Origin of the sequence: Neisseria sp. P0019.S003, assembly GCF_051957115.1 — a bacterium.
GTDB classification, from domain to species: Bacteria; Pseudomonadota; Gammaproteobacteria; order Burkholderiales; family Neisseriaceae; genus Neisseria; species Neisseria flavescens_D.
Genome location: NZ_JBQCWT010000001.1, coordinates 102,064 through 121,033 on the forward strand (window position 1 = coordinate 102,064; position 18,970 = coordinate 121,033).

Consider the following 18,970-nt stretch of genomic DNA (forward strand, 5'->3'; position numbering starts at 1 on the left):
ATATTTAATATTGAAGGCCGTCTGAAACTTTCAGACGGCCTTTGACTATTTATCTGTTAAAAACCATTTTCCATCATGATTTCGCCGGGGATGCGGTTGCGGTGCATGGCGTAGCCCAAATCCATCAGGGCTTGGAAAGTGTCTTTGACCATTGCCGGATTGCCGCAGACCATAAAGCGCGTATCGGCTTTGGTGAACTTGAAGCCGACTTTTTCTTCCAAGTCGCCATTCTTCAACAATTCGGGAATCCGTTTACCGCTCAATGCGCCTTCTGTTTCCTCACGCGTGGTAACCGGAACAAAAGTGAATTTATGGAAATATTCTTCAATCAGCGGATGCTCTTTCAAATCGGCAAGGCGTTGGTTGAAAATCAACTCGTCGGCGTAAGAGACGGAATGCGCCAAAACCAAACGGTCGAAACGCTGCCAAATTTCAGGCTGCTCGATAATGGAGAGGAAAGGCGCAATGCCGGAACCCGTGCAGAGCATGACCAAATCTTTTCCGTCAGGGAAACGCTCGGGCAAGAGGAAACCGGTAGCCGTTTTATCCAATAAAATAGTGTCGCCCTCTTTCATCGCAGCAAAACGCGCCGACATCGGGCCGCCTTCGATTAACACTGCGAAATACTCAAGCGTATCGGCGTATTCGGCAGACACGACGGAATACGCGCGCCAAATAAAGCCCTCGCCGTCACGGAAACCAAGGCGCGAAAACTGCCCTGCCGAAAAACGGTAGGACTCGGGACGGCTGATGGCAAAAGTCATCAGCTTGGGCGTATGGTGTTTGATCCACAAGACTTTTTCTTCGGTAAACTTGGCTTCTGGAGAAGCTGCCATAATAGGTTTCCTTGATATTCGGTATCAGTTTCAAATAGGGCTTATTATAAAGATTCAAAAGGCCGTCTGAAATATTTATTTTCAGACGGCCTTTAAGATTATTCACGGCGCAAACGGATACTGATGCCTTTTTGTTCCAAAATCAAATCGTTACCGTCAAAACGATAGTTCCACACGCTTTGTTTGCGCAAAAACGTATCTTCCAGCTTCATGTCTTCACACAGCATCATGCTTACCGCAATATGGCCAAAATCAATTTTGCCCGCTCCGATTACATTCGCTTGAAACATCATACCGTTGCAACCCATATTGCCATAAGCCTTAGGCATTTTGCTGAAATCCAAATAGGCGTTTTTATCTGCCAATTCTTTTTCAGTGAATTTATTGAAAGCGACAACACGCCATTTGGCGGCTAAAGTAGGTTGCGCAGCTTGTTGAGTTTGTACCTGCGCTTTAGAGGCTTGTTCAGTCTGAGATGCTGAAGGAGATGTACAAGCTGCCAAAACTACCATACTCATCAATGCACCGAATAATGTTTTCATATCCATTCCTTAATTATTGCTAAAGGCCGTCTGAAAAACTATCCTCCTTCAGACGGCCTTTAAGCCTTATTTACAAAGTCGTATCCAATGCTTTGGAAATATCGTTCCAAATATCGTCCACATCTTCGATACCGACAGAGAAACGCAGCAGGCCGACTTTGATGCCCATTTCCATTTTCACATCATGCGGCACGCCGCTGTGGGATTGGGAATAGCAATGATTGACCAGACTTTCCACGCCGCCGAGGCTGGAAGCCATTTTGACCAGTTTCATGTTTTTAATCACGCTATTGGCTGCTTCACGCGTGTCGTTTTTGAGATAAACCGTAACCACGCCGCCAATGCCTTTGGGCATTTGTGCTTGGGCGAGTTCGTAATGTTCGTGCGACGGCAGGCCGGGATAGAACACTTTTTCAATGGCAGGATGGGCTTCCAAACGGCGCGCGATTTCGAGTGCGTTTTGGCAATGGGCGTTCATACGTAGAGCCAACGTTTTGATACCGCGCAACACGAGCCAGCAGTCCATCGGGCCTGCAATCGCGCCGGTATGCACCATCATGTCGTGCAAAGGCTGAGCCAGCTCTTTGGTTTTGGCAACGACTACGCCCATCAATACGTCGGAATGGCCGCACAAATATTTGGTAGCGGAATGGAACACAAAATCGCAACCCATATCCAACGGCTGTTGCAGATACGGCGTGGCGAAGGTGTTGTCAATACCGATCAGCGCGCCAGCCGCTTTGGCTTTCGCGGCAAGCGCTTTGATGTCTACCAAGCGCAAAAGCGGATTGGACGGCGTTTCCAGCCAAACCAGTTTGACATTGTGCGCTTTGAGCAGCTCGTCCAAATTATCTGGATTGCCCAAATCGGCAAAAACAACGTTCACACCCCATTTTTGATAAACATCGACCAATAAATCATAAGCACCGCCGTAAATATCAGCGACGGCGACAATGGTATCGCCCGGGCGCAGGAAAGTACGCCATACGGCATCAATCCCTGCCATACCACTGGAAAATGCAAAGCCGGCCGCACCGTGCTCCAAATCGGCAACGGTATCTTCCAATACCTGACGGGTCGGGTTGCTCAGGCGCGAGTAGCGGTAAGGCACATTTTCGCCAATCTCGTGCAACGCAAACATACTGTTTTGATAAATCGGCGGCATCAGCGCACGGTTGTGTTCGTCGCAATCGTAGCTGGAATGGATGGCTTTCGTGGCGAATTTCATTTGGTCTCTGCCTATGTAGATGTGAATAATCAAAGATTTTATCACTATCTGAAAAATAGAAACAATCAATGCAGGCAGATAAAGCAAGTGATATAATCTCGCATTTGCAAATCGGCCGATACGAGCCGATTCCCCTACACGCATCTCAACAATCCCATCATGAAGGACATACCACGCATGAACGCCATTGCAGACGTGCAATCCAGCCGCGATTTACGCAACCTGCCGATTAATCAGGTCGGCATCAAAGACCTGCGCTTTCCAATCTCGCTCAAAAGCAAAGAAGGCGAACAATCCACCGTCGCCCGCCTGACCATGACGGTTTTCCTGCCTGCCGACCAAAAAGGCACGCATATGTCGCGCTTTGTCGCCCTGATGGAAAAACAAACCGATGCTTTGGATTTCGATACGCTGCACAAGCTGACTGCCGACATGGTTGCCCTGCTGGATTCCCATTCCGGAAAAATCAGCGTTTCCTTCCCGTTTTTCCGCAAGAAAAGCGCGCCGGTCTCCGGCATCCAATCGCTGCTGGACTATGATGTTACCCTGACCGGCGAAATCAAAAACGGTACATACAGCCACAGCCTGAAAGTGATGGTTCCGGTTACTTCCTTGTGTCCGTGTTCCAAAGAAATTTCCCAATACGGCGCGCATAACCAACGTTCGCATGTGACGGTCAGCCTGATTGCAAACTCGGATGTAGGCATTGAAGAAATCATCGATTACGTCGAAGCGCAGGCAAGCTGCCAACTCTACGGTTTGCTCAAACGCCCTGACGAGAAGTATGTAACGGAGAAAGCATACGAAAATCCGAAGTTTGTCGAAGACATGGTTCGCGATGTGGCCACTGCGCTGATTGCCGATAAACGCATCCAGTCGTTTGTTGTCGAAAGCGAAAACTTCGAATCGATACACAACCATTCCGCTTACGCTTATATCGCTTATCCTTAAAAGCCAAGCCGAATAGAAACAAAGGCCGTCTGAACATTTCAGACGGCCTTTGGCATAAATTGAACGATAACATGAGACTATCGCTCATGTACGGTTAACTGCAATCCGATATAATTCAAAAGAATTAGACAACTCGCGTAATCTTTAACTTAAATTAAGCCGATTGTTTTCCCCATCATTTATAATGACGGTTTCTCAACGGCATATCCGTGGATATTATGAAAAAATTCCTTTATTTCCTCATTGCATTTTTAGGCTTGAGCAGCTTCGCATTCGCAGTAGATGCCAATGATTTGCTGCCTCCAGAGCAAGCCTTTGTGCCTCAAGTCAATGTAACCAATCAAGGCATCAGCGTGCAGTTCAAAATCGCTGACGGCTACTATATGTACCAGTCCAAAATCGTTGCAGCGACTAATCCTGACAAAGTCTTGGCCGAACCCAAATTCAGCAAAGGCGAAGAAAAAGAAGACGAATTCTTCGGCAAACAAACGGTTTACCACCATACCGCACAGGTTGACCTGCCTTACAAACAAGCCGCGCCACAATACAAACTGACGCTGACTTATCAAGGCTGTGCCGAAGTGGGTGTGTGTTATCCGCCGGTGGACACCGAGTTTGACGTAAAAGGCAACGGAGTTTACCAACCGCAAAGCGATGAGCCGGTTTCTGCCAAAGACCGCTTTTTACAACCATCTGCCTCTTCAGACGGCCAAATGCCCACGCAGCCCGCTACAAACAATCCCGACAGCAGCCGCTTCAAGCTCTCTTGGGATACTTTAAACGCCAACCTGTTGGCGTTTTTTGTCGCAGGTTTGGGCTTAAGCTTTACAGCCTGTATGTATCCGCTCCTGCCGATTGTTTCCAGCATTGTCGTGGGCGATAAAAAAGCCGGCAAAGGCCGCGCGTTCACCTTGTCTATGGTGTATGTACAAGGCTTGGCATTGACCTATACCTTGGTCGGCGTGATTGCCGGTTTGACCGGCGCGCTGTTGACCGTATGGCTGCAACAGCCTTGGGTCGTACTTGCCGCCGCCGCGTTGATGGTGGTATTGGCGCTGTCCATGTTCGGCCTCTTCAATATCCAGCTGCCAAACTCCGTCCAATCCTATTTCCAAAACCAAAGCAACAAACTCTCCGGCGGCAAAATCATTTCCGTCTTCATCATGGGTATTTTGTCCGCGCTGATTGTCGGCCCTTGCGTTGCGCCTCCGCTGGCATTTGCTTTGGGCTATATCGGCCAGACCGGCGATGCCGTATTGGGCGGTCTTGCGCTCTATGCATTAGCGCTCGGCACCGGCGTACCGCTCATCATCATCGGTACATTCGGCGGCCATATCCTGCCTAAAGCAGGCGACTGGATGAACGGCATCAAATACGCATTCGGCTTCATCTTGCTGGCCGTTGCCGTATACCTTGCTACACCGCATCTGCCTTATTTCGCAGTAGTCGGCCTCTACACCTTGCTGATGATTGTTCCTGCCCTTATGCTTTTGGCGAAATCCGGCAAACAAAAAGGTCGTCTAAAAACAGTTACCGCCGTATTGGGCTTTTTACTGCTGATTGGCGGCTCATGGTTTGGCTGGCAGAGCTTCAATAAACAAACCACCACCCTGCACCACTTCTTAACGTTGGTTCCGCCATCCGAAGCCGGACAAGAAACCGACCACGGCAAGATGTTTACCGATGTCGGCGAACTCAAAGCCGCTATGGATGCCGCTTTGAAAGCCGATCCTAGCAAGCCCGTGCTGATTGATTTCTACGCCGACTGGTGCGTATCCTGCAAAGAAATGGCCGCCTACACGCTCAACCAGCCGCAGGTACACGAAGCAGTCGATATGCAGCGCTTCTTCCAAATCGACGTAACCGCCAACACTCCCGACCATCAGGCCTTACTGAAAGAATACGGCCTCTTCGGCCCTCCGGGCGTGTTTGTGGTCCACGCCGACGGCAGTCATAGCGAAGCCTTATTAGGCTTCGTCAAACCCGATGCCTTCATCGAATGGTATCGCAAAAACGAGAAATAGCCGTCTATAAAAAGGCCGTCTGAAAACAGATTTTCAGACGGCCTTTTCTTATGTTCAGAAATCAAAATTCATCTTGAGCCCAATGTGTAGAACGCAAAATGCTGGAATCCACATCTTGAATATTGCGATGACCGGTAAACGCCATGGAAATATCCATTTCTTTATACAGGATTTCCAGCGCACGGGTTACGCCTTCTTCACCATACGCACCCAAACCATACAGGAACGCCCGGCCAATCATCGTACCTTTCGCACCCAAAGCCCAAGCCTTCAAAATATCCTGACCGCTGCGGATGCCGCTGTCCATCCAAACCTCGATGTCGCTGCCCACCGCGCTAACCACATCAGGCAAAGCTTTAATGGCGGACACGGTATCGTCAAGCTGACGGCCGCCATGATTGGAAACGACCAATGCATCCGCGCCGCTTTTCGCTGCCTTTTCCGCGTCTTCGGGTTCCATAATGCCTTTGATAATCAACTTGCCACCCCACAAATCCTTAATGCGCGCCACATCATCCCAGCTCAGGCGCGGGTCAAATTGTTCGGAAGTCCATGAAGACAGTGAAGACAAATCGCCCACGTTTTTCGCATGACCGACGATATTGCGGAAGGTGCGGCGTTCCGTGTTCAGCATTTTCATACACCATTCCGGTTTGGTCGCCAAATTGATTAAATTGGCAATGGTCGGTTTCGGCGGCGCAGACAGGCCGTTTTTAATGTCTTTGTGGCGCTGACCCAAAACCTGCAAATCAGCGGTCAATACCAAAGCCGAACAATTAGCATCCTTCGCACGCTTAATCAGGTTTTCCATAAACTCGCGGTCGCGCATCACATAAAGCTGAAACCAAAACGGCGAGCTGGTGTTTTCAGCCACATCTTCAATCGAACAAATGGACATGGTTGAAAGCGTAAACGGGATACCGAATTTTTCCGCCGCCCGTGCCGCCAAGATTTCCCCATCAGCGTGCGCCATGCCCGTGAAACCGGTCGGCGCAATCGCCACCGGCATTTTCACATCCTGACCGATCATTTTGGTCTCAAGGCTGCGTCCTTCCATATCAACCAATACCTTTTGGCGGAAACGGATGTCTTTAAAATCCGAAGTATTTTCACGATAAGTGGTTTCCGTCCAAGAGCCTGAGTCAATATAGTCATAAAACATACGCGGCATTTTACGTTTGGCAACAAGACGCAAGTCTTCGATACAGGTTATTTTGCTTAAATCACATTTCATTGTCGATTGCCTCTGTTCAAGTAAAGATGGATGGTCAAGGCCGTCTGAACATTTCAAACACCTCATTATTTTACTCCATCGAAACAACTAAATTTTAAGAATAATTTTGATAATCTATATCAGTATCAATATTAAATCAAAACATTTTAACCCTGATATTTGTAGGGTTGATAGCCTTTTTTCAGACGGCCTTAAATCCAAATTACAGAAAAATAAAGAAAATATTTTCCGATTTAAAAATCAGCCAATGCCACCATTTAAACAAACAATCAAACCGAGCCGCCACATACTTGACTGAAACACTCAGATATTAGACAATTCCCCCACTAATAAAAACGCCCCACACAGGCAACCACACCATGAGACTGACTACCAAAGGGCGATTTGCAGTAACCGCCATGATAGATTTGGCGATGAACGCGCAAACCGGTGCTGTCAAACTCAGTGCCATCAGCGAACGACAAAGCATATCGCTCTCCTACCTCGAACAATTATTCAGCAAGCTGCGCCGTGCCGGATTGGTTGAAAGCCTACGCGGCCCCGGCGGAGGCTACATCCTTGCCGCTCCCGCCGAGCAAATCAATATTGCACAAATCATCTCCGCAGCCGAAGACCGACTGGATGCCACACAATGCGGCAGCAAAGCAAACTGCCACCACGGCGCCCCCTGCCTGACCCATGACCTTTGGGAAAACTTAAACAAAACCATCAATGATTACCTCAGCGGCGTTACGCTGCAAAGCATCATTGAACAAAAAAACTGCAGCGACAGCAGTCATGTCGTTACCTTTACACACATTCATTAAACCGACCTACGGCAAAGACCGCAGGCAGATGACCAAACGAAAGAGCAAACCATGACCGTCAAAACCCCCGTATACCTCGACTACGCCGCCACCACTCCCGTTGACCGCCGCGTTGCCGAAAAAATGATTCCCTACCTGTCCGATATTTTCGGCAACCCAGCTTCCAACAGCCACAGCTTCGGTTGGGAAGCAGAAGAAGCGGTAGAAAAAGCACGCGCAGACATTGCAGCCCTGATTAACGCTGACTCCAAAGAAATCGTTTTTACCAGCGGTGCGACCGAATCCAACAACCTCGCCATTAAAGGCGCGGCGCACTTCTACAAATCCAAAGGCAACCACCTCATCACCGTAAAAACCGAGCACAAAGCTGTGCTCGACACCATGCGCGAACTCGAACGCCAAGGTTACGAAGTGACTTACTTGGATGTACAAGAAAACGGTTTGGTTGATTTAGACGTACTGAAAGCCGCCATCCGCGAAGACACCATCCTCGTTTCCGTAATGTGGGTAAACAACGAAATCGGCGTAGTTCAAGATATTCCTGCCATCGGTGAAATCTGCCGCGAACGCAAAATCATTTTCCACGTTGATGCAGCACAAGCATGCGGTAAAGTGCCTGTTGACGTTGAAGCTGCCAAAGTTGATTTGTTGTCTATGTCCGGCCACAAAGTATACGGCCCTAAAGGCATCGGCGCCCTATATGTACGCCGTAAACCACGCGTCCGCCTCGAAGCCCAAATGCACGGCGGCGGCCACGAACGCGGTTTCCGTTCAGGCACATTGCCGACCCACCAAATCGTTGGTATGGGCGAAGCCTTCCGCATTGCCAAAGAAGAATTGGCACAAGACACTGCACACTACCTGAAACTGCGCGATATCTTCCTCAAAGGTATCGAAGGCATCGAAGAAGTCTACATCAACGGCGACCTCGAACACCGCGCTCCAAACAACCTGAACGTCAGCTTCAACTTCGTCGAAGGCGAAAGCCTGATTATGGCGGTGAAAGAACTCGCCGTATCCAGCGGCTCCGCCTGTACTTCCGCAAGCCTTGAGCCAAGCTACGTTTTACGCGCACTCGGCCGCAACGACGAGTTGGCACATTCCTCCCTGCGCATCACCTTCGGCCGCATGACCACCGAAGAAGAAGTCCAATTCGCAGCAGAACTGATTAAATCCAAAATCGGCAAACTGCGTGAACTGTCTCCGCTGTGGGAAATGTTTAAAGAAGGTATCGATTTGAACTCGATTGAATGGGCGGCGCATTAATCCGCATTTATAAAAGGCCGTCTGAAAATCAACAAAACTTTTCAGACGACCTATATATAGATTTCATTTGATCCCCTAGCCCCACTAAGGCATAACTTTCAGATTAAAGACATAAACTATGGACGAACAAGAACTCGACCTCGACAATCTCGACAACCTGCTCGAAGATTTTGACGGTGTTACCGTAGAAGGCGGCGTTGATTCAGAGAATGATGACGGCTGCGAAGGTGGCGCATGCAAAATCTAAACTTCAGGCCGTCTGAATATTCGTAAACAAACCATTTACACCATTAAAAACACAAAGGAAACCACATCATGGCATACAGCGATAAAGTAATCGACCACTACGAAAATCCCCGCAACGTCGGTACTTTCGATAAAAACGACGAATCTGTCGGTACCGGCATGGTCGGCGCGCCCGCCTGCGGCGACGTCATGCGCCTGCAAATCAAAGTAAACGATGAGGGTATTATCGAAGATGCAAAATTCAAAACTTACGGTTGCGGCTCCGCCATCGCTTCTTCCAGCCTGATCACTGAGTGGGTTAAAGGCAAAAGCCTTGACGATGCACTGGCAATCAAAAATAGCGAAATTGCCGAAGAGTTGGAATTGCCTCCAGTTAAAATCCACTGCTCCATCTTAGCTGAAGATGCGGTAAAAGCAGCCGTTGCCGACTATCGCAAACGTCAGGAAAACAAATAATCTTGTTTGCCAGATACTTAGTTTGTAGATATTAATGCCTAAATCGGCTTGATAGGTCCAACTTGCCATATAAGTGCGCCTGTACCTGTAAAATCAAAGAGGGCGATATGCCTTTTACCGATGAAGAAATCCAATCCCTACTTGCTGTCAAAGGCATAGGTAAAACCATATTGCAGAGTTTGCAGCAAATGGGATTGATGATATTGCCACTCTGGCGGTTGCGGATTTAGACGATATTTTGGAACAGGGCGCATAATTAACCGGCTCAACCTGTTGGAAAAATAGTCCGCAGGCTAAAGCTGCCATTACCGCCGCAATAGAGTGGGCAAAACAGCGTTTTCAGACGGCCTGATAGTTCAAGAAGCCGTCTGAAATAAAAAAGCAGGCAAAACAGAAAATGATTGCGAAATGAGGAAAAAAGCATGATTACCATCACAGAAAACGCAGCCAAACACATCAACAGCTATCTGACCAAACGCGGCAAAGGCTTGGGCGTGCGCTTGGGAGTGAAAACCAGTGGCTGCTCAGGCATGGCATACAACCTGGAATTTGTCGATGAAGTGAACGAGGATGACCTGATTTTTGAAGAACACGGCGCGCGCGTTTATATCGACCCAAAAAGCTTGGTTTATCTAGACGGCACACAAGTTGATTACACCAAAGAAGGATTACAGGAAGGTTTCAAATTTGAAAACCCAAACGTTAAAGACTCCTGCGGTTGTGGTGAGAGCTTCCACGTTTAAAATATAAAAAATGGCGGGAAAGTATCAAAACCATCCCGCCATTTTTTGGCTTCTTGCCTATTATAGCTACTCTTGCCTTTTCTTTTTCGTTCTACTTTGTGTCGGAACAAATCAGATTTGACTAAGGCTTTTAAGGCATTATCTCGTATTTTGCCTTTATTGTGCTGTACCTTACCGGTCATATTGTTTTCCTTTCGTATAAACAGTTTCTGGATTATATCGTAAAATAATCTTCTTCTTTAGATTTTTTCCTTTAATATCATGTCTCAATACTTCAACCTCTTCCAGCTTGAGCCATCTTTCAATATTGATACTGAAGCACTCGAACAGACCTATCGTACTTTAGCAGCCCGATTTCATCCTGATAAATTTGCTTCTGCTTCAGCTTTTGAGCAGAAACAAGCCGTTATGATGTCTTCTACAATTAATGATGCCTACCGCACATTAAAAAGCCCTATTGATCGGGCCGCTTATCTCTTGAAAAGCCAAAATATCGATGCTGATGCACCTGAACACACTTCGTTTTCACCAGAATTCCTCATGCAGCAGATGGAATGGCGGGAAACATTGATGGATGCTCAAATGGAACAAAACCATGATGCCATCCGATCGCTGGATCAAGAAATCCAAGAAGTACAAAGCAACCTATATCAAGATTTGCAACAAGCATTTGAACAACAAGATTATGAATCGGCCGCACAATGGGTACGGCATGGGCGCTTTCTTAATAAGCTTCGCAATGAAATTGCTTCAATCTTATAAAACGTATCGCTTTACGCTATACCCAAATTTTATAGCAAATGACTTTATAAGATACTTTGGATTTATCTCCATTATTTGAATTTATCGCCGCTTACATCAAACAAAAACCGTATCAGATTTATCTGATACGGTTTTCTTATATTAACTAACTATTAGCGTTTTTTACCGGTAACAGTAGCAACAGCCAGGTTTTCGTTACGTTTCAGAGAAACGCTTTCAACACCTTCTGGCAATTTGATGTCTGACAAGTGCAGAATATCGCCGGCAACTACTGATGCACAATCCAGCTCCAAGAAAGCAGGAATGTTTGCAGGCAAAGCAACTACTTCAACAGAAGTGTTCAACAGAGATACGCGACCACCTTGCAATTTAACAGCTTGAGAGTTTTCAGCGTTAACAATGTGCAGAGGAACGCGGATGCGTACAGGTTGATCAGCTTTTACAGCTTGGAAGTCGATGTGTTGAACTTCGCGACGGAATGGGTGCATTTGGAAGTCACGCACGATAACGTCTTTAGTTTCACCGTTCAAAGACAGTTTAATCAAAGCAGTATGGAAAGATTCTTTTTCCAATGCATAGAATACAGTTTTGTGGTCTACAGCGATAGCAACAGGCTCTTGACCTTCACCGTACAGAATGCCGGGGATTTGGCCTTCGCGACGCAGGCGGCGGCTCGCACCAGTGCCTTGGGCTTCGCGAACAGAGGCTTGAATTTCGTAAGTCATGTTTAATACTCCAATTTAGATAAAATCGTCGTCATCGGCCGCGACCAGCTTAAGACGACATCGGGTTATGGCAGCAACATGCCGCCAGTCATCACATCTTCATTAAAAAGATATGAGACGGATTCTTCATTGCTGATACGGCGTACCGTTTCAGCCAGCAAACCGGCAATGGTAACTTGACGGATGCGTTCACATTTTTTAGCTGCTTCAGACAACGGAATCGTATCTGTCACAACTACTTGGTCAATTTCGGAAGAAGCAATTCGATTCACTGCTTCGCCGGAGAATACTGCATGGCTGGCGTATGCCAGTACACGTTCTGCACCGCGCTCTTTCAGGGCAACGGCTGCTTTACACAAGGTGTTTGCTGTATCGATCATATCATCTACGATCAAGCAAGTACGGCCTTGAATATCGCCAATAATGTTCATCACTTCAGCCACGTTGGCTTTAGGACGACGTTTGTCAATAATAGCCAAATCAGCATTTAAAGATTTAGCAACAGCACGTGCACGTACAACACCACCGATATCAGGGCTGACAACAGTCAGATTGTCGATACGTTGTTGTTTAATGTCGTTCAATAAAATCGGGGTAGCGTAAATATTATCTACCGGAATATCGAAGAAACCTTGAATTTGGTCGGCATGCAAGTCAACAGTCAATACGCGGTCGATACCTGCTGAATACAACATATTCGCTACCAATTTAGCAGAAATTGGTACACGAACAGAGCGAGGACGACGATCTTGACGTGCATAGCCAAAGTAAGGAATCGCGGCAGTAATACGACCGGCAGAAGCACGTTTGAGTGCATCGGCCATAGTCAAAATTTCCATCAGGTTGTCATTGGTTGGTGCGCAGGTAGGTTGCAAAATAAACACGTCGCGACCACGCACATTTTCCAACAATTCAATGGCTACTTCGCCATCAGAGAATTTGGAAACGGTGGCTTCACCGAGTGAAATATCCAAATGTTTGACAACACGTTGCGCCAATTCCGGATTTGCATTACCGGTAAACACCATTAAACTGTCATAAGCAGCCATATCTTCACCTGATTCTAGATTTGATTTACGCTCAGAAAACATTACGCTTCCCTCTGCCCCATGTCTAAGACACTAATTATGCGATTATACTCGTAAAAACGGGTAAAAAAAAGTTTTTCAGCGTTATTTTGCTCTTAGCGTAAAAAAGCGTGTAAGAAAACTTACACGCTTTTATTTGGCTGGGGAGGAAGGATTCGAACCTTCGCATGCTGGAATCAAAATCCAGTGTCTTAACCGCTTGACGACTCCCCAATAAAGGGTGTTGGCTGGGGAGGAAGGATTCGAACCTTCGCATGCTGGAATCAAAATCCAGTGTCTTAACCGCTTGACGACTCCCCAACAAAGGGTTTGGCTGGGGAGGAAGGATTCGAACCTTCGCATGCTGGAATCAAAATCCAGTGTCTTAACCGCTTGACGACTCCCCAACTTACTAAATCATATGAAACAGCGGATGAATATCTAACCCTTCCACACAATAAGCTTCATATGATTGAGAAACCTGTTGGTAAATTGTATTTGCTTCTTGATGAGATTCACTTGCTATAAACAAACAAGCCCCAGAACCGGTCATTAATGCATGACCATATTGGGATAACTCAACATAAGCCTTCCAAACTTCAGGATATTCCTGAAACACAACCGCCTGCATATCATTTTGAAACGGCTGTAACGATTGGAAAGTCGGCATTATGCTGGGTTTGGAATCCCGTGTCAAGCCTTCATGTGCAAAAATTTTAGCTGTTGCCACATGAACGGGGGGCTTAACGATAACATACCATTGTTTAGGGACATCTATTTCAGCCAGCTTCTCGCCTACGCCTTTGGCAAAAGCACTTCTGCCAAAAATAAAAAAAGGAACATCTGCACCAAGACTTACGCCTAAATCAATCAGTTGCTGCCTGCTCAAACCACATTGCCACCATTGGTTTAAAACCATTAAAACCGTGGCTGCATCAGAGCTGCCGCCGCCCAATCCGCCTCCGGTCGGAATCACCTTATCCAACCAGATTTCGACACCATGCGCCACGCTTACATATGGCAGTAATAATTTAGCCGCCCGATAAGTCAAGTCCTGTTCGGGTTCAAGCCCTTCGACCGGCGTATGCAGAATAATCTGCCCATCAGTACGTATTTTCAGATGAACGGTATCATATAAGCCGATCAAACAGAAAATACTTTCCAAATTATGATAACCATCGCTCCTGCGGCCGGTAATCCTCAAATCCAAATTTAATTTGGCCGGGGCAGGAAAGGCTTGGATTTTCTCTGAAACAGACATGGCCTCCTCTATTTGCGTGCTGCGCATCGGGTTTGTCCATTCTTATCCAAAGAGTGATTTACCGTGTCAAACACCAAGCGGATATTAAACTTGGCATTTTCAAGTTGAAGCGTCTTGGGCTGTCCTGAACTATTTAAAGTGCGCGATATCGTCCAGTCAAACTGCTCCAGACGGCCATCAAGCAGAATTTTGTATGACGCATTGGCAACGCGTTTACCATCAGCCCAAATATGCAAATATTGAACCGGCAAAGCAAAGCCCAAAAGCTGTCTGCTCAATTCCTCAGCCGTTTCCGCCTGATAAACCTTACCCTTACTGTCTACTGCCAATACACCTTCACTGTCTTGGCACAGCTGGCCTACGGTATTGCCCAATGGGGTATTCACATCAATGGTTTGAACCGCATTCTGATAAGTCCAGTCAAAATTGGCATAAGAGCCTTTTCCTTCCACTTTGACAGCTAATCGACCGTCTGCGCTAAAATCCTGTACCTGCTCTGCTGCTTGCCAACTGTTTTGCTGAGGTAAGTTTGGCTGCGCACAGGCAGCTAAAAGCAATAAGGCTGCAACCGATGATAATTGTTTTAAATTCATGGATATTCCTTCACAGGCCGTCTGAAATTAAACGCTTTTCAGACGGCCTTTTGGTTTTATTTGTGTTTTTGAGTATGCGGTTTACTGGACGTTATACCGAATTTGGACATTGTCTCTTTTAATACTCGGAGATTGCTTCCACGTTTCAAGCCGTCATTCCAGATTTCTTTGGCCTTGTCTTGGTCTCCAAGCGTCCATAGGACTTCGCCCAAATGCGCGGCGACTTCGGCTTCAGGTTCTTTTTCATAGGCATATTGGATATACGGCAAAGCCATTTGGGCATCGCCTTTAAGATAATAAGCCCAGCCTACACTATCATTAATGGCTGCGCTTTCCGGCTCCATTTGATAGGCCGTCTGAACCATTTTAAACGCTTCTTCCAAATCCTTGCCGTTGGACAGCAAGGTATAGCCCAAAGCATTCCAACCGTGCGGATTGTCCGGATACAGCTCTACCACTCGACGCAAATCGGCAATCGCCTTGCCTGGCTGATTCAGCTTCTCATAAACCATCGAACGCTGATACAACACATTGGCAAGCAACTCCGGAGAAGCTTGGGTTTTTAAGGATTTTTCGGTGGAATTTACCAAGCTGTTCAAAGCGTTCAACGATTCTTGAAGATTGGTGTTTTTAGACAATACAAACAAAGCCGTATTTAGCAAATCACTGGCTTCAAAATAACGTCCTCTTTGCTCGGGCATTTTTTGTGCGCGTTGTACCAATGCCCAAGCCTCTTTATGGTTGCCCTGTTTGGCTTCGATGGATGCAGCCAAAATGATTTTATCAAATGTATAAGCCGTTGCCGTTACCTTATCCAGCCATTGTTTGGCTTTGGCAAAATCCTCGGCATCATTATAAGAAACCGCGCCAATCAACGCCGCACGGCTGCGCTGCTCCTCCGTACCGGCTTTATAAGCCTTTTCCAGATAACTGTTTACCGCAGAAATATTTTCCGTCTTGCTGGCGGACAATAAGGCGGCCTGAATATACAAATCAGGGTTTGGATTTTCTTCCAACAAAGTCTGCAAACGCTTAAAAGCCTTATCATTTTGGCCATGGGCGATCAAATTGGCGATATCCAATTCCTGCCAAATCGGAGATAAGGTTTTGGTGTCTGTCTCTTTGAAAAAGCCGTCCAGAATATCAGGATGCCGTTGCGCCATCAGACGCAGGGTAACAAAAGTCGGCGGCAGAATTTCGTTGTCCAACTTGGCCAATCGCTGCAATGCCGCAATGGCGTGTTTCTTTTGACCGTCTTTTGCACTAAAAATTGCATCCGCAATCGCCGCTTCTGGAAAGTCTTTATAATTCAATGCTGTTTTATGTACTTGCTTGACCGCATCGCTGGTCAGATTCGGCTGTTGGGCTGCGGTTTGTGCCAAAAGCAGGAACACGCGCTTTTGCTCGTCTTCACTACCGCCGGTAATCACCTTGTCCAATCCGCTCAAGTTCTTATCGGCTTTGCCCAGCAGCAAATTGCGCAACCAAGTCATGCGCTTTTGTGTTTCACCAGGCTCCGGCTCGATTTCGCGCCATTTTTGGTAAATGGCCTCAGCCTGTTCAAATGCGTTTAAAGAAACCGCCATCTCCAAAGCGCGTTCGGCCACTTCGGGAGATTTAGTGCGATGCAACGTCAAAATATAAGTAAACAAAGCAGAAGCCGCATCACCCTTTTGCAAGGCCAGTTCTGAATTTAACAAAGTAAAAACCTGCGAAGTGCGGTTTTGTATACCCAACAGACGTATCCGCTCCTGCTCGCGCTCTTCAGGAGAAAAACGGTCGGCACGGCTTTTCTTTTTAATAATCTTAGCCGATTCAAAAACTGTATTTGAATCGCCGGGCGCGGCAAAAGTTTGTGTAGCAAACAACATCATGACAGCCGCAGCTGCTACTCGAATACGGGATGGGGAAAACAACATAACTATCCTTTTTGAGAACCTGCCGGCATTTTCAGACGGCCTAAGCATCTGCAAAACAGACGCAAAGCTTTATTTATCATTCAGGCATAACTGTAACACACGCACCCTATTTTGTTGACACGCTAACCGTAAACCTTGTGTAATCCTCATCTGCATAAAACGATCAGCATTAAAGATGAATACCGACCAACTTATCCATTTCCTAACTCAAGCTTCATACTTCAGCAGCCGTATGCAAGCAGAGCGCAATCAATTAGTTACCGCCCAAACGGTCAAAGAAGCAGCCGTTTTGGTCGGCATTGCCGTGCATGAAGGAGCGTGGCAAATTTTACTGACCAAAAGGGCCGAAACCTTAAGACAGCACACAGGGCAAATCGCCTTTGCCGGCGGCCACAAAGATGCTCAAGACGACAGCCTAACGGCAACGGCGTTAAGAGAAGCTTACGAAGAAACCGCCATTCCGATTGCCGCATGGCAGACTTTTGCGCCGCTACCCTTTTATGACACGCCTTCCGGCTACCGTGTTACGCCTGTTCCGGCAATTTGCACCCAGCCCGTCAACCCAAAAGCCAATCCCGACGAAGTAGCTGAAATTTTTTATCTGCCTTTGGATTCCGCCTTAAACCTGCAAAACTACACATTCCGTCACCTTCATCACAACAATCAAACCCTCGCCCTCCCCGCCCTGCCTTTTCGGCACTACGACATTTGGGGGCTGACAGCAATCATCCTATATGGACTGGCAGAACGTTATCAGCAATATTGCCAAGCTTTTAAATAAGGCAAGGCCGTCTGAAAACCAATATTCAGACGGCCTTGTTTGATCAATCCTCTTTATGCAGCTTCTTCATAGCATTCGACAAATTCTCCAAACCATTTCATCTCATCGCGCAGGGCAACCACTTCGCCAATTACCATTAAAGCGGGACGCTCTGCTTCGGCAGCCAGCAAGCCCAAATCTTTCAGACGGCCTGTCCGCACGGTTTGATTCGGTAAAGTCCCATTGGAAATCACGGCAACAGGTGTAGAAGGCTGTCTGCCATAAGCCATCAGCTTTTCCGCAATCTCAGCCGCTTTAAGCGTGCCCATATAGATTACCAACGTTTGGCGGCTTAAAGCCAAAGTCTGCCAATCGGGCTGGCTACCCTCGTGTTTACTGTGGCCAGTCACAAATAAAGCACTTTGGGCGCAATCGCGATGGGTTAACGGAATACCGGCATAAGCAGTAGCTCCAAGCGCAGCAGTAATGCCCGGCACAATGCGGTAAGTGATTCCAGCCTGATGCAGGGTTTGCACTTCCTCCCCACCGCGCCCGAAAACAAAAGGATCACCGCCTTTCAACCTTACCACACGCTCGCCTTTTTGAGCGTGTTCAACCAAGAGACGATTGGTTTCTTCCTGCTGGACATGGTGCGCACCGGCGCGTTTGCCCACGCTGATTTTCACCGCATCTTTACGCACCATCGCTAAAATCTCATCCGACACCAAAGCATCGTAAAACACGGTATCCGCAGCCTGAATTGCCTGCAAAGCATGTATGGTCAGCAAACCCGGATCTCCCGGCCCTGCGCCCACCAAAACCACTTCGCCGCCAAACGGCGTTTCCCGGTTTAACTGAGTGATCAATTCACGCTCTGCCGCTTCGATATTGTTTTGAGCCGCAAAAATACCAAAACGGCCGTCAAACAACTTCTCCCAAAAATAACGGCGTTGTTCGACATTATTCAGCGCTTGCTTAACCTTTTCGCGCCATTTTCCGGCAATACGCGCCATCGTGCCCGTATGCAGCGGAATCAATGTCTCGATAATCTGCCGCCATTTACGCGCCAATACAGGCGCAGTACCGCCGCTGGATATGGCGATCTTCAACGGTCCTCTATCCACCACGGCAGGTACGATAAACGAACACAAGTCCGCCGTATCCACCGTATTGCACAATTTCGCCCATCGTTCCGCCGCTTCAAAAACACGGCGATTAAATATACCGTCATCCGTCGCCGCAATAACAAAATATACCTCGTCCAACATGGCTTCTTCAAACAAGCCGCCCATCCAAACTATTTTCCCTTCGTCCGCCCATTGCTGAAACTGCGGATTCAAAGTTTCCGCAACAACGCGTACGTGCGCTCCGGCAGATAACAGGCTTTCCGCCTTGCGCTCGGCAACCTTACCCGCACCTGCCAGTAAAACAGGACGGTCTCTCAAATCGGCAAACAAAGAATAATGGCTCATGGTCGTGTTCTTGCTTTATCAATGATTGTCCGCCGATATTAAAGGCCGTCTGAAAAAATAGGAAAGAATGGTTTCTGAT

The 18,970-nt window shown here is 47.3% G+C and carries 19 protein-coding genes, 3 tRNA genes and 2 pseudogenes; 10 read left to right on the forward strand and 14 right to left on the reverse strand.

Annotated elements, in window-relative coordinates; all coding sequences use genetic code 11:
- Positions 1-56 precede the first annotated feature (56 nt).
- The 3 genes from ACTHTS_RS00470 to ACTHTS_RS00480 all read right to left on the reverse strand — a co-directional run bounded on the left by ACTHTS_RS00470 (position 57) and on the right by ACTHTS_RS00480 (position 2,606).
- Positions 57-836 (reverse strand): ferredoxin--NADP reductase, encoded by a 780-nt coding sequence (locus tag ACTHTS_RS00470; protein ID WP_128580614.1) that lies wholly within the window; start codon positions 834-836, stop codon positions 57-59.
- 98 nt (positions 837-934) lie between these two features.
- Entirely contained in the window at positions 935-1,378 is a 444-nt protein-coding gene (locus tag ACTHTS_RS00475) for an META domain-containing protein (protein ID WP_440368834.1), read from the reverse strand.
- A 70-nt stretch (positions 1,379-1,448) separates the two neighbouring features.
- Positions 1,449-2,606, reverse strand: a complete 1,158-nt coding sequence (locus ACTHTS_RS00480) for a trans-sulfuration enzyme family protein (RefSeq protein ID WP_440368836.1) — start codon at positions 2,604-2,606, stop codon at positions 1,449-1,451.
- A 177-nt stretch (positions 2,607-2,783) separates the two neighbouring features.
- On the opposite strand from ACTHTS_RS00480, the gene folE2 reads away from it, so the two are divergent.
- Complete coding sequence (gene folE2, locus ACTHTS_RS00485; protein WP_440368838.1) at positions 2,784-3,557, forward strand: GTP cyclohydrolase FolE2; 774 nt, start codon at positions 2,784-2,786, stop codon at positions 3,555-3,557.
- A gap of 218 nt (positions 3,558-3,775) precedes the next feature.
- The gene (dsbD, locus tag ACTHTS_RS00490) at positions 3,776-5,581 is read left to right on the forward strand and encodes a protein-disulfide reductase DsbD (protein ID WP_440369175.1); all 1,806 of its coding nucleotides are present in this window, start codon (positions 3,776-3,778) and stop codon (positions 5,579-5,581) included.
- A gap of 61 nt (positions 5,582-5,642) precedes the next feature.
- Here the strand turns inward: dsbD and ACTHTS_RS00495 are convergent, their stop codons facing one another.
- The gene (locus ACTHTS_RS00495; RefSeq protein WP_440368840.1) at positions 5,643-6,815 is read right to left on the reverse strand and encodes an alpha-hydroxy acid oxidase; all 1,173 of its coding nucleotides are present in this window, start codon (positions 6,813-6,815) and stop codon (positions 5,643-5,645) included.
- Positions 6,816-7,174: 359 nt separating this feature from the next.
- Between ACTHTS_RS00495 and iscR the strand changes: the two genes are divergently transcribed.
- From iscR to iscA, 6 genes and pseudogenes are all read left to right on the forward strand, one after another.
- Entirely contained in the window at positions 7,175-7,621 is a 447-nt protein-coding gene (gene iscR / locus ACTHTS_RS00500; protein ID WP_003746476.1) for a Fe-S cluster assembly transcriptional regulator IscR, read from the forward strand.
- Positions 7,622-7,672: 51 nt separating this feature from the next.
- A complete protein-coding gene (locus ACTHTS_RS00505; RefSeq protein WP_004519895.1) occupies positions 7,673-8,887 on the forward strand; it encodes an IscS subfamily cysteine desulfurase in 1,215 nt (404 codons plus the stop codon).
- Between the two features lie 118 nt (positions 8,888-9,005).
- A complete protein-coding gene (locus ACTHTS_RS00510; protein WP_004519897.1) occupies positions 9,006-9,134 on the forward strand; it encodes a hypothetical protein in 129 nt (42 codons plus the stop codon).
- A gap of 68 nt (positions 9,135-9,202) precedes the next feature.
- Positions 9,203-9,589, forward strand: coding sequence for a Fe-S cluster assembly scaffold IscU (gene iscU / locus ACTHTS_RS00515; protein WP_003674559.1), 387 nt, complete (start codon positions 9,203-9,205; stop codon positions 9,587-9,589).
- A gap of 107 nt (positions 9,590-9,696) precedes the next feature.
- Positions 9,697-9,941: pseudogene (locus tag ACTHTS_RS00520) on the forward strand (recombinase RecA).
- 70 nt (positions 9,942-10,011) lie between these two features.
- Positions 10,012-10,332, forward strand: a complete 321-nt coding sequence (gene iscA, locus ACTHTS_RS00525; protein WP_003685774.1) for an iron-sulfur cluster assembly protein IscA — start codon at positions 10,012-10,014, stop codon at positions 10,330-10,332.
- Here the strand turns inward: iscA and ACTHTS_RS00530 are convergent.
- Positions 10,292-10,514: pseudogene (locus ACTHTS_RS00530) on the reverse strand (alternative ribosome-rescue factor A). The gene iscA and the pseudogene ACTHTS_RS00530 sit on opposite strands and share 41 nt — an antisense overlap.
- Before the next feature lie 79 nt (positions 10,515-10,593).
- Between ACTHTS_RS00530 and hscB the strand changes: the two are divergent.
- Positions 10,594-11,094, forward strand: coding sequence for a Fe-S protein assembly co-chaperone HscB (gene hscB / locus ACTHTS_RS00535; protein ID WP_440368843.1), 501 nt, complete (start codon positions 10,594-10,596; stop codon positions 11,092-11,094).
- A gap of 152 nt (positions 11,095-11,246) precedes the next feature.
- Here the strand turns inward: hscB and ACTHTS_RS00540 are convergent, their stop codons facing one another.
- From ACTHTS_RS00540 to ACTHTS_RS00575, 8 genes are all read right to left on the reverse strand, one after another.
- Positions 11,247-11,819 (reverse strand): 50S ribosomal protein L25/general stress protein Ctc, encoded by a 573-nt coding sequence (locus tag ACTHTS_RS00540; RefSeq protein WP_004519902.1) that lies wholly within the window; start codon positions 11,817-11,819, stop codon positions 11,247-11,249.
- 65 nt (positions 11,820-11,884) lie between these two features.
- Positions 11,885-12,868 carry a ribose-phosphate pyrophosphokinase gene (locus ACTHTS_RS00545; protein ID WP_293206294.1) on the reverse strand — a complete coding sequence of 328 codons (984 nt, stop codon included), beginning with the start codon at positions 12,866-12,868 and terminating at the stop codon, positions 11,885-11,887.
- A 176-nt stretch (positions 12,869-13,044) separates the two neighbouring features.
- Positions 13,045-13,120 (reverse strand) — tRNA-Gln (locus ACTHTS_RS00550).
- Positions 13,121-13,131: 11 nt separating this feature from the next.
- A tRNA-Gln gene (locus ACTHTS_RS00555) sits at positions 13,132-13,207 on the reverse strand.
- Between the two features lie 10 nt (positions 13,208-13,217).
- Positions 13,218-13,293 (reverse strand) — tRNA-Gln (locus ACTHTS_RS00560).
- 5 nt (positions 13,294-13,298) lie between these two features.
- Entirely contained in the window at positions 13,299-14,147 is an 849-nt protein-coding gene (ispE, locus tag ACTHTS_RS00565) for a 4-(cytidine 5'-diphospho)-2-C-methyl-D-erythritol kinase (protein ID WP_440369176.1), read from the reverse strand.
- 8 nt (positions 14,148-14,155) lie between these two features.
- The gene (gene lolB, locus ACTHTS_RS00570; protein WP_440368845.1) at positions 14,156-14,740 is read right to left on the reverse strand and encodes a lipoprotein insertase outer membrane protein LolB; all 585 of its coding nucleotides are present in this window, start codon (positions 14,738-14,740) and stop codon (positions 14,156-14,158) included.
- 56 nt (positions 14,741-14,796) lie between these two features.
- Positions 14,797-16,659, reverse strand: coding sequence for a tetratricopeptide repeat protein (locus ACTHTS_RS00575; protein WP_440368847.1), 1,863 nt, complete (start codon positions 16,657-16,659; stop codon positions 14,797-14,799).
- A 175-nt stretch (positions 16,660-16,834) separates the two neighbouring features.
- Between ACTHTS_RS00575 and ACTHTS_RS00580 the strand changes: the two genes are divergently transcribed.
- Positions 16,835-17,440, forward strand: a complete 606-nt coding sequence (locus ACTHTS_RS00580; protein WP_440368849.1) for a CoA pyrophosphatase — start codon at positions 16,835-16,837, stop codon at positions 17,438-17,440.
- A gap of 53 nt (positions 17,441-17,493) precedes the next feature.
- On the opposite strand, the gene cysG is transcribed toward ACTHTS_RS00580, so the two are convergent.
- Positions 17,494-18,891 (reverse strand): siroheme synthase CysG, encoded by a 1,398-nt coding sequence (gene cysG / locus ACTHTS_RS00585; protein WP_440368851.1) that lies wholly within the window; start codon positions 18,889-18,891, stop codon positions 17,494-17,496.
- Positions 18,892-18,970: the final 79 nt, after the last annotated feature.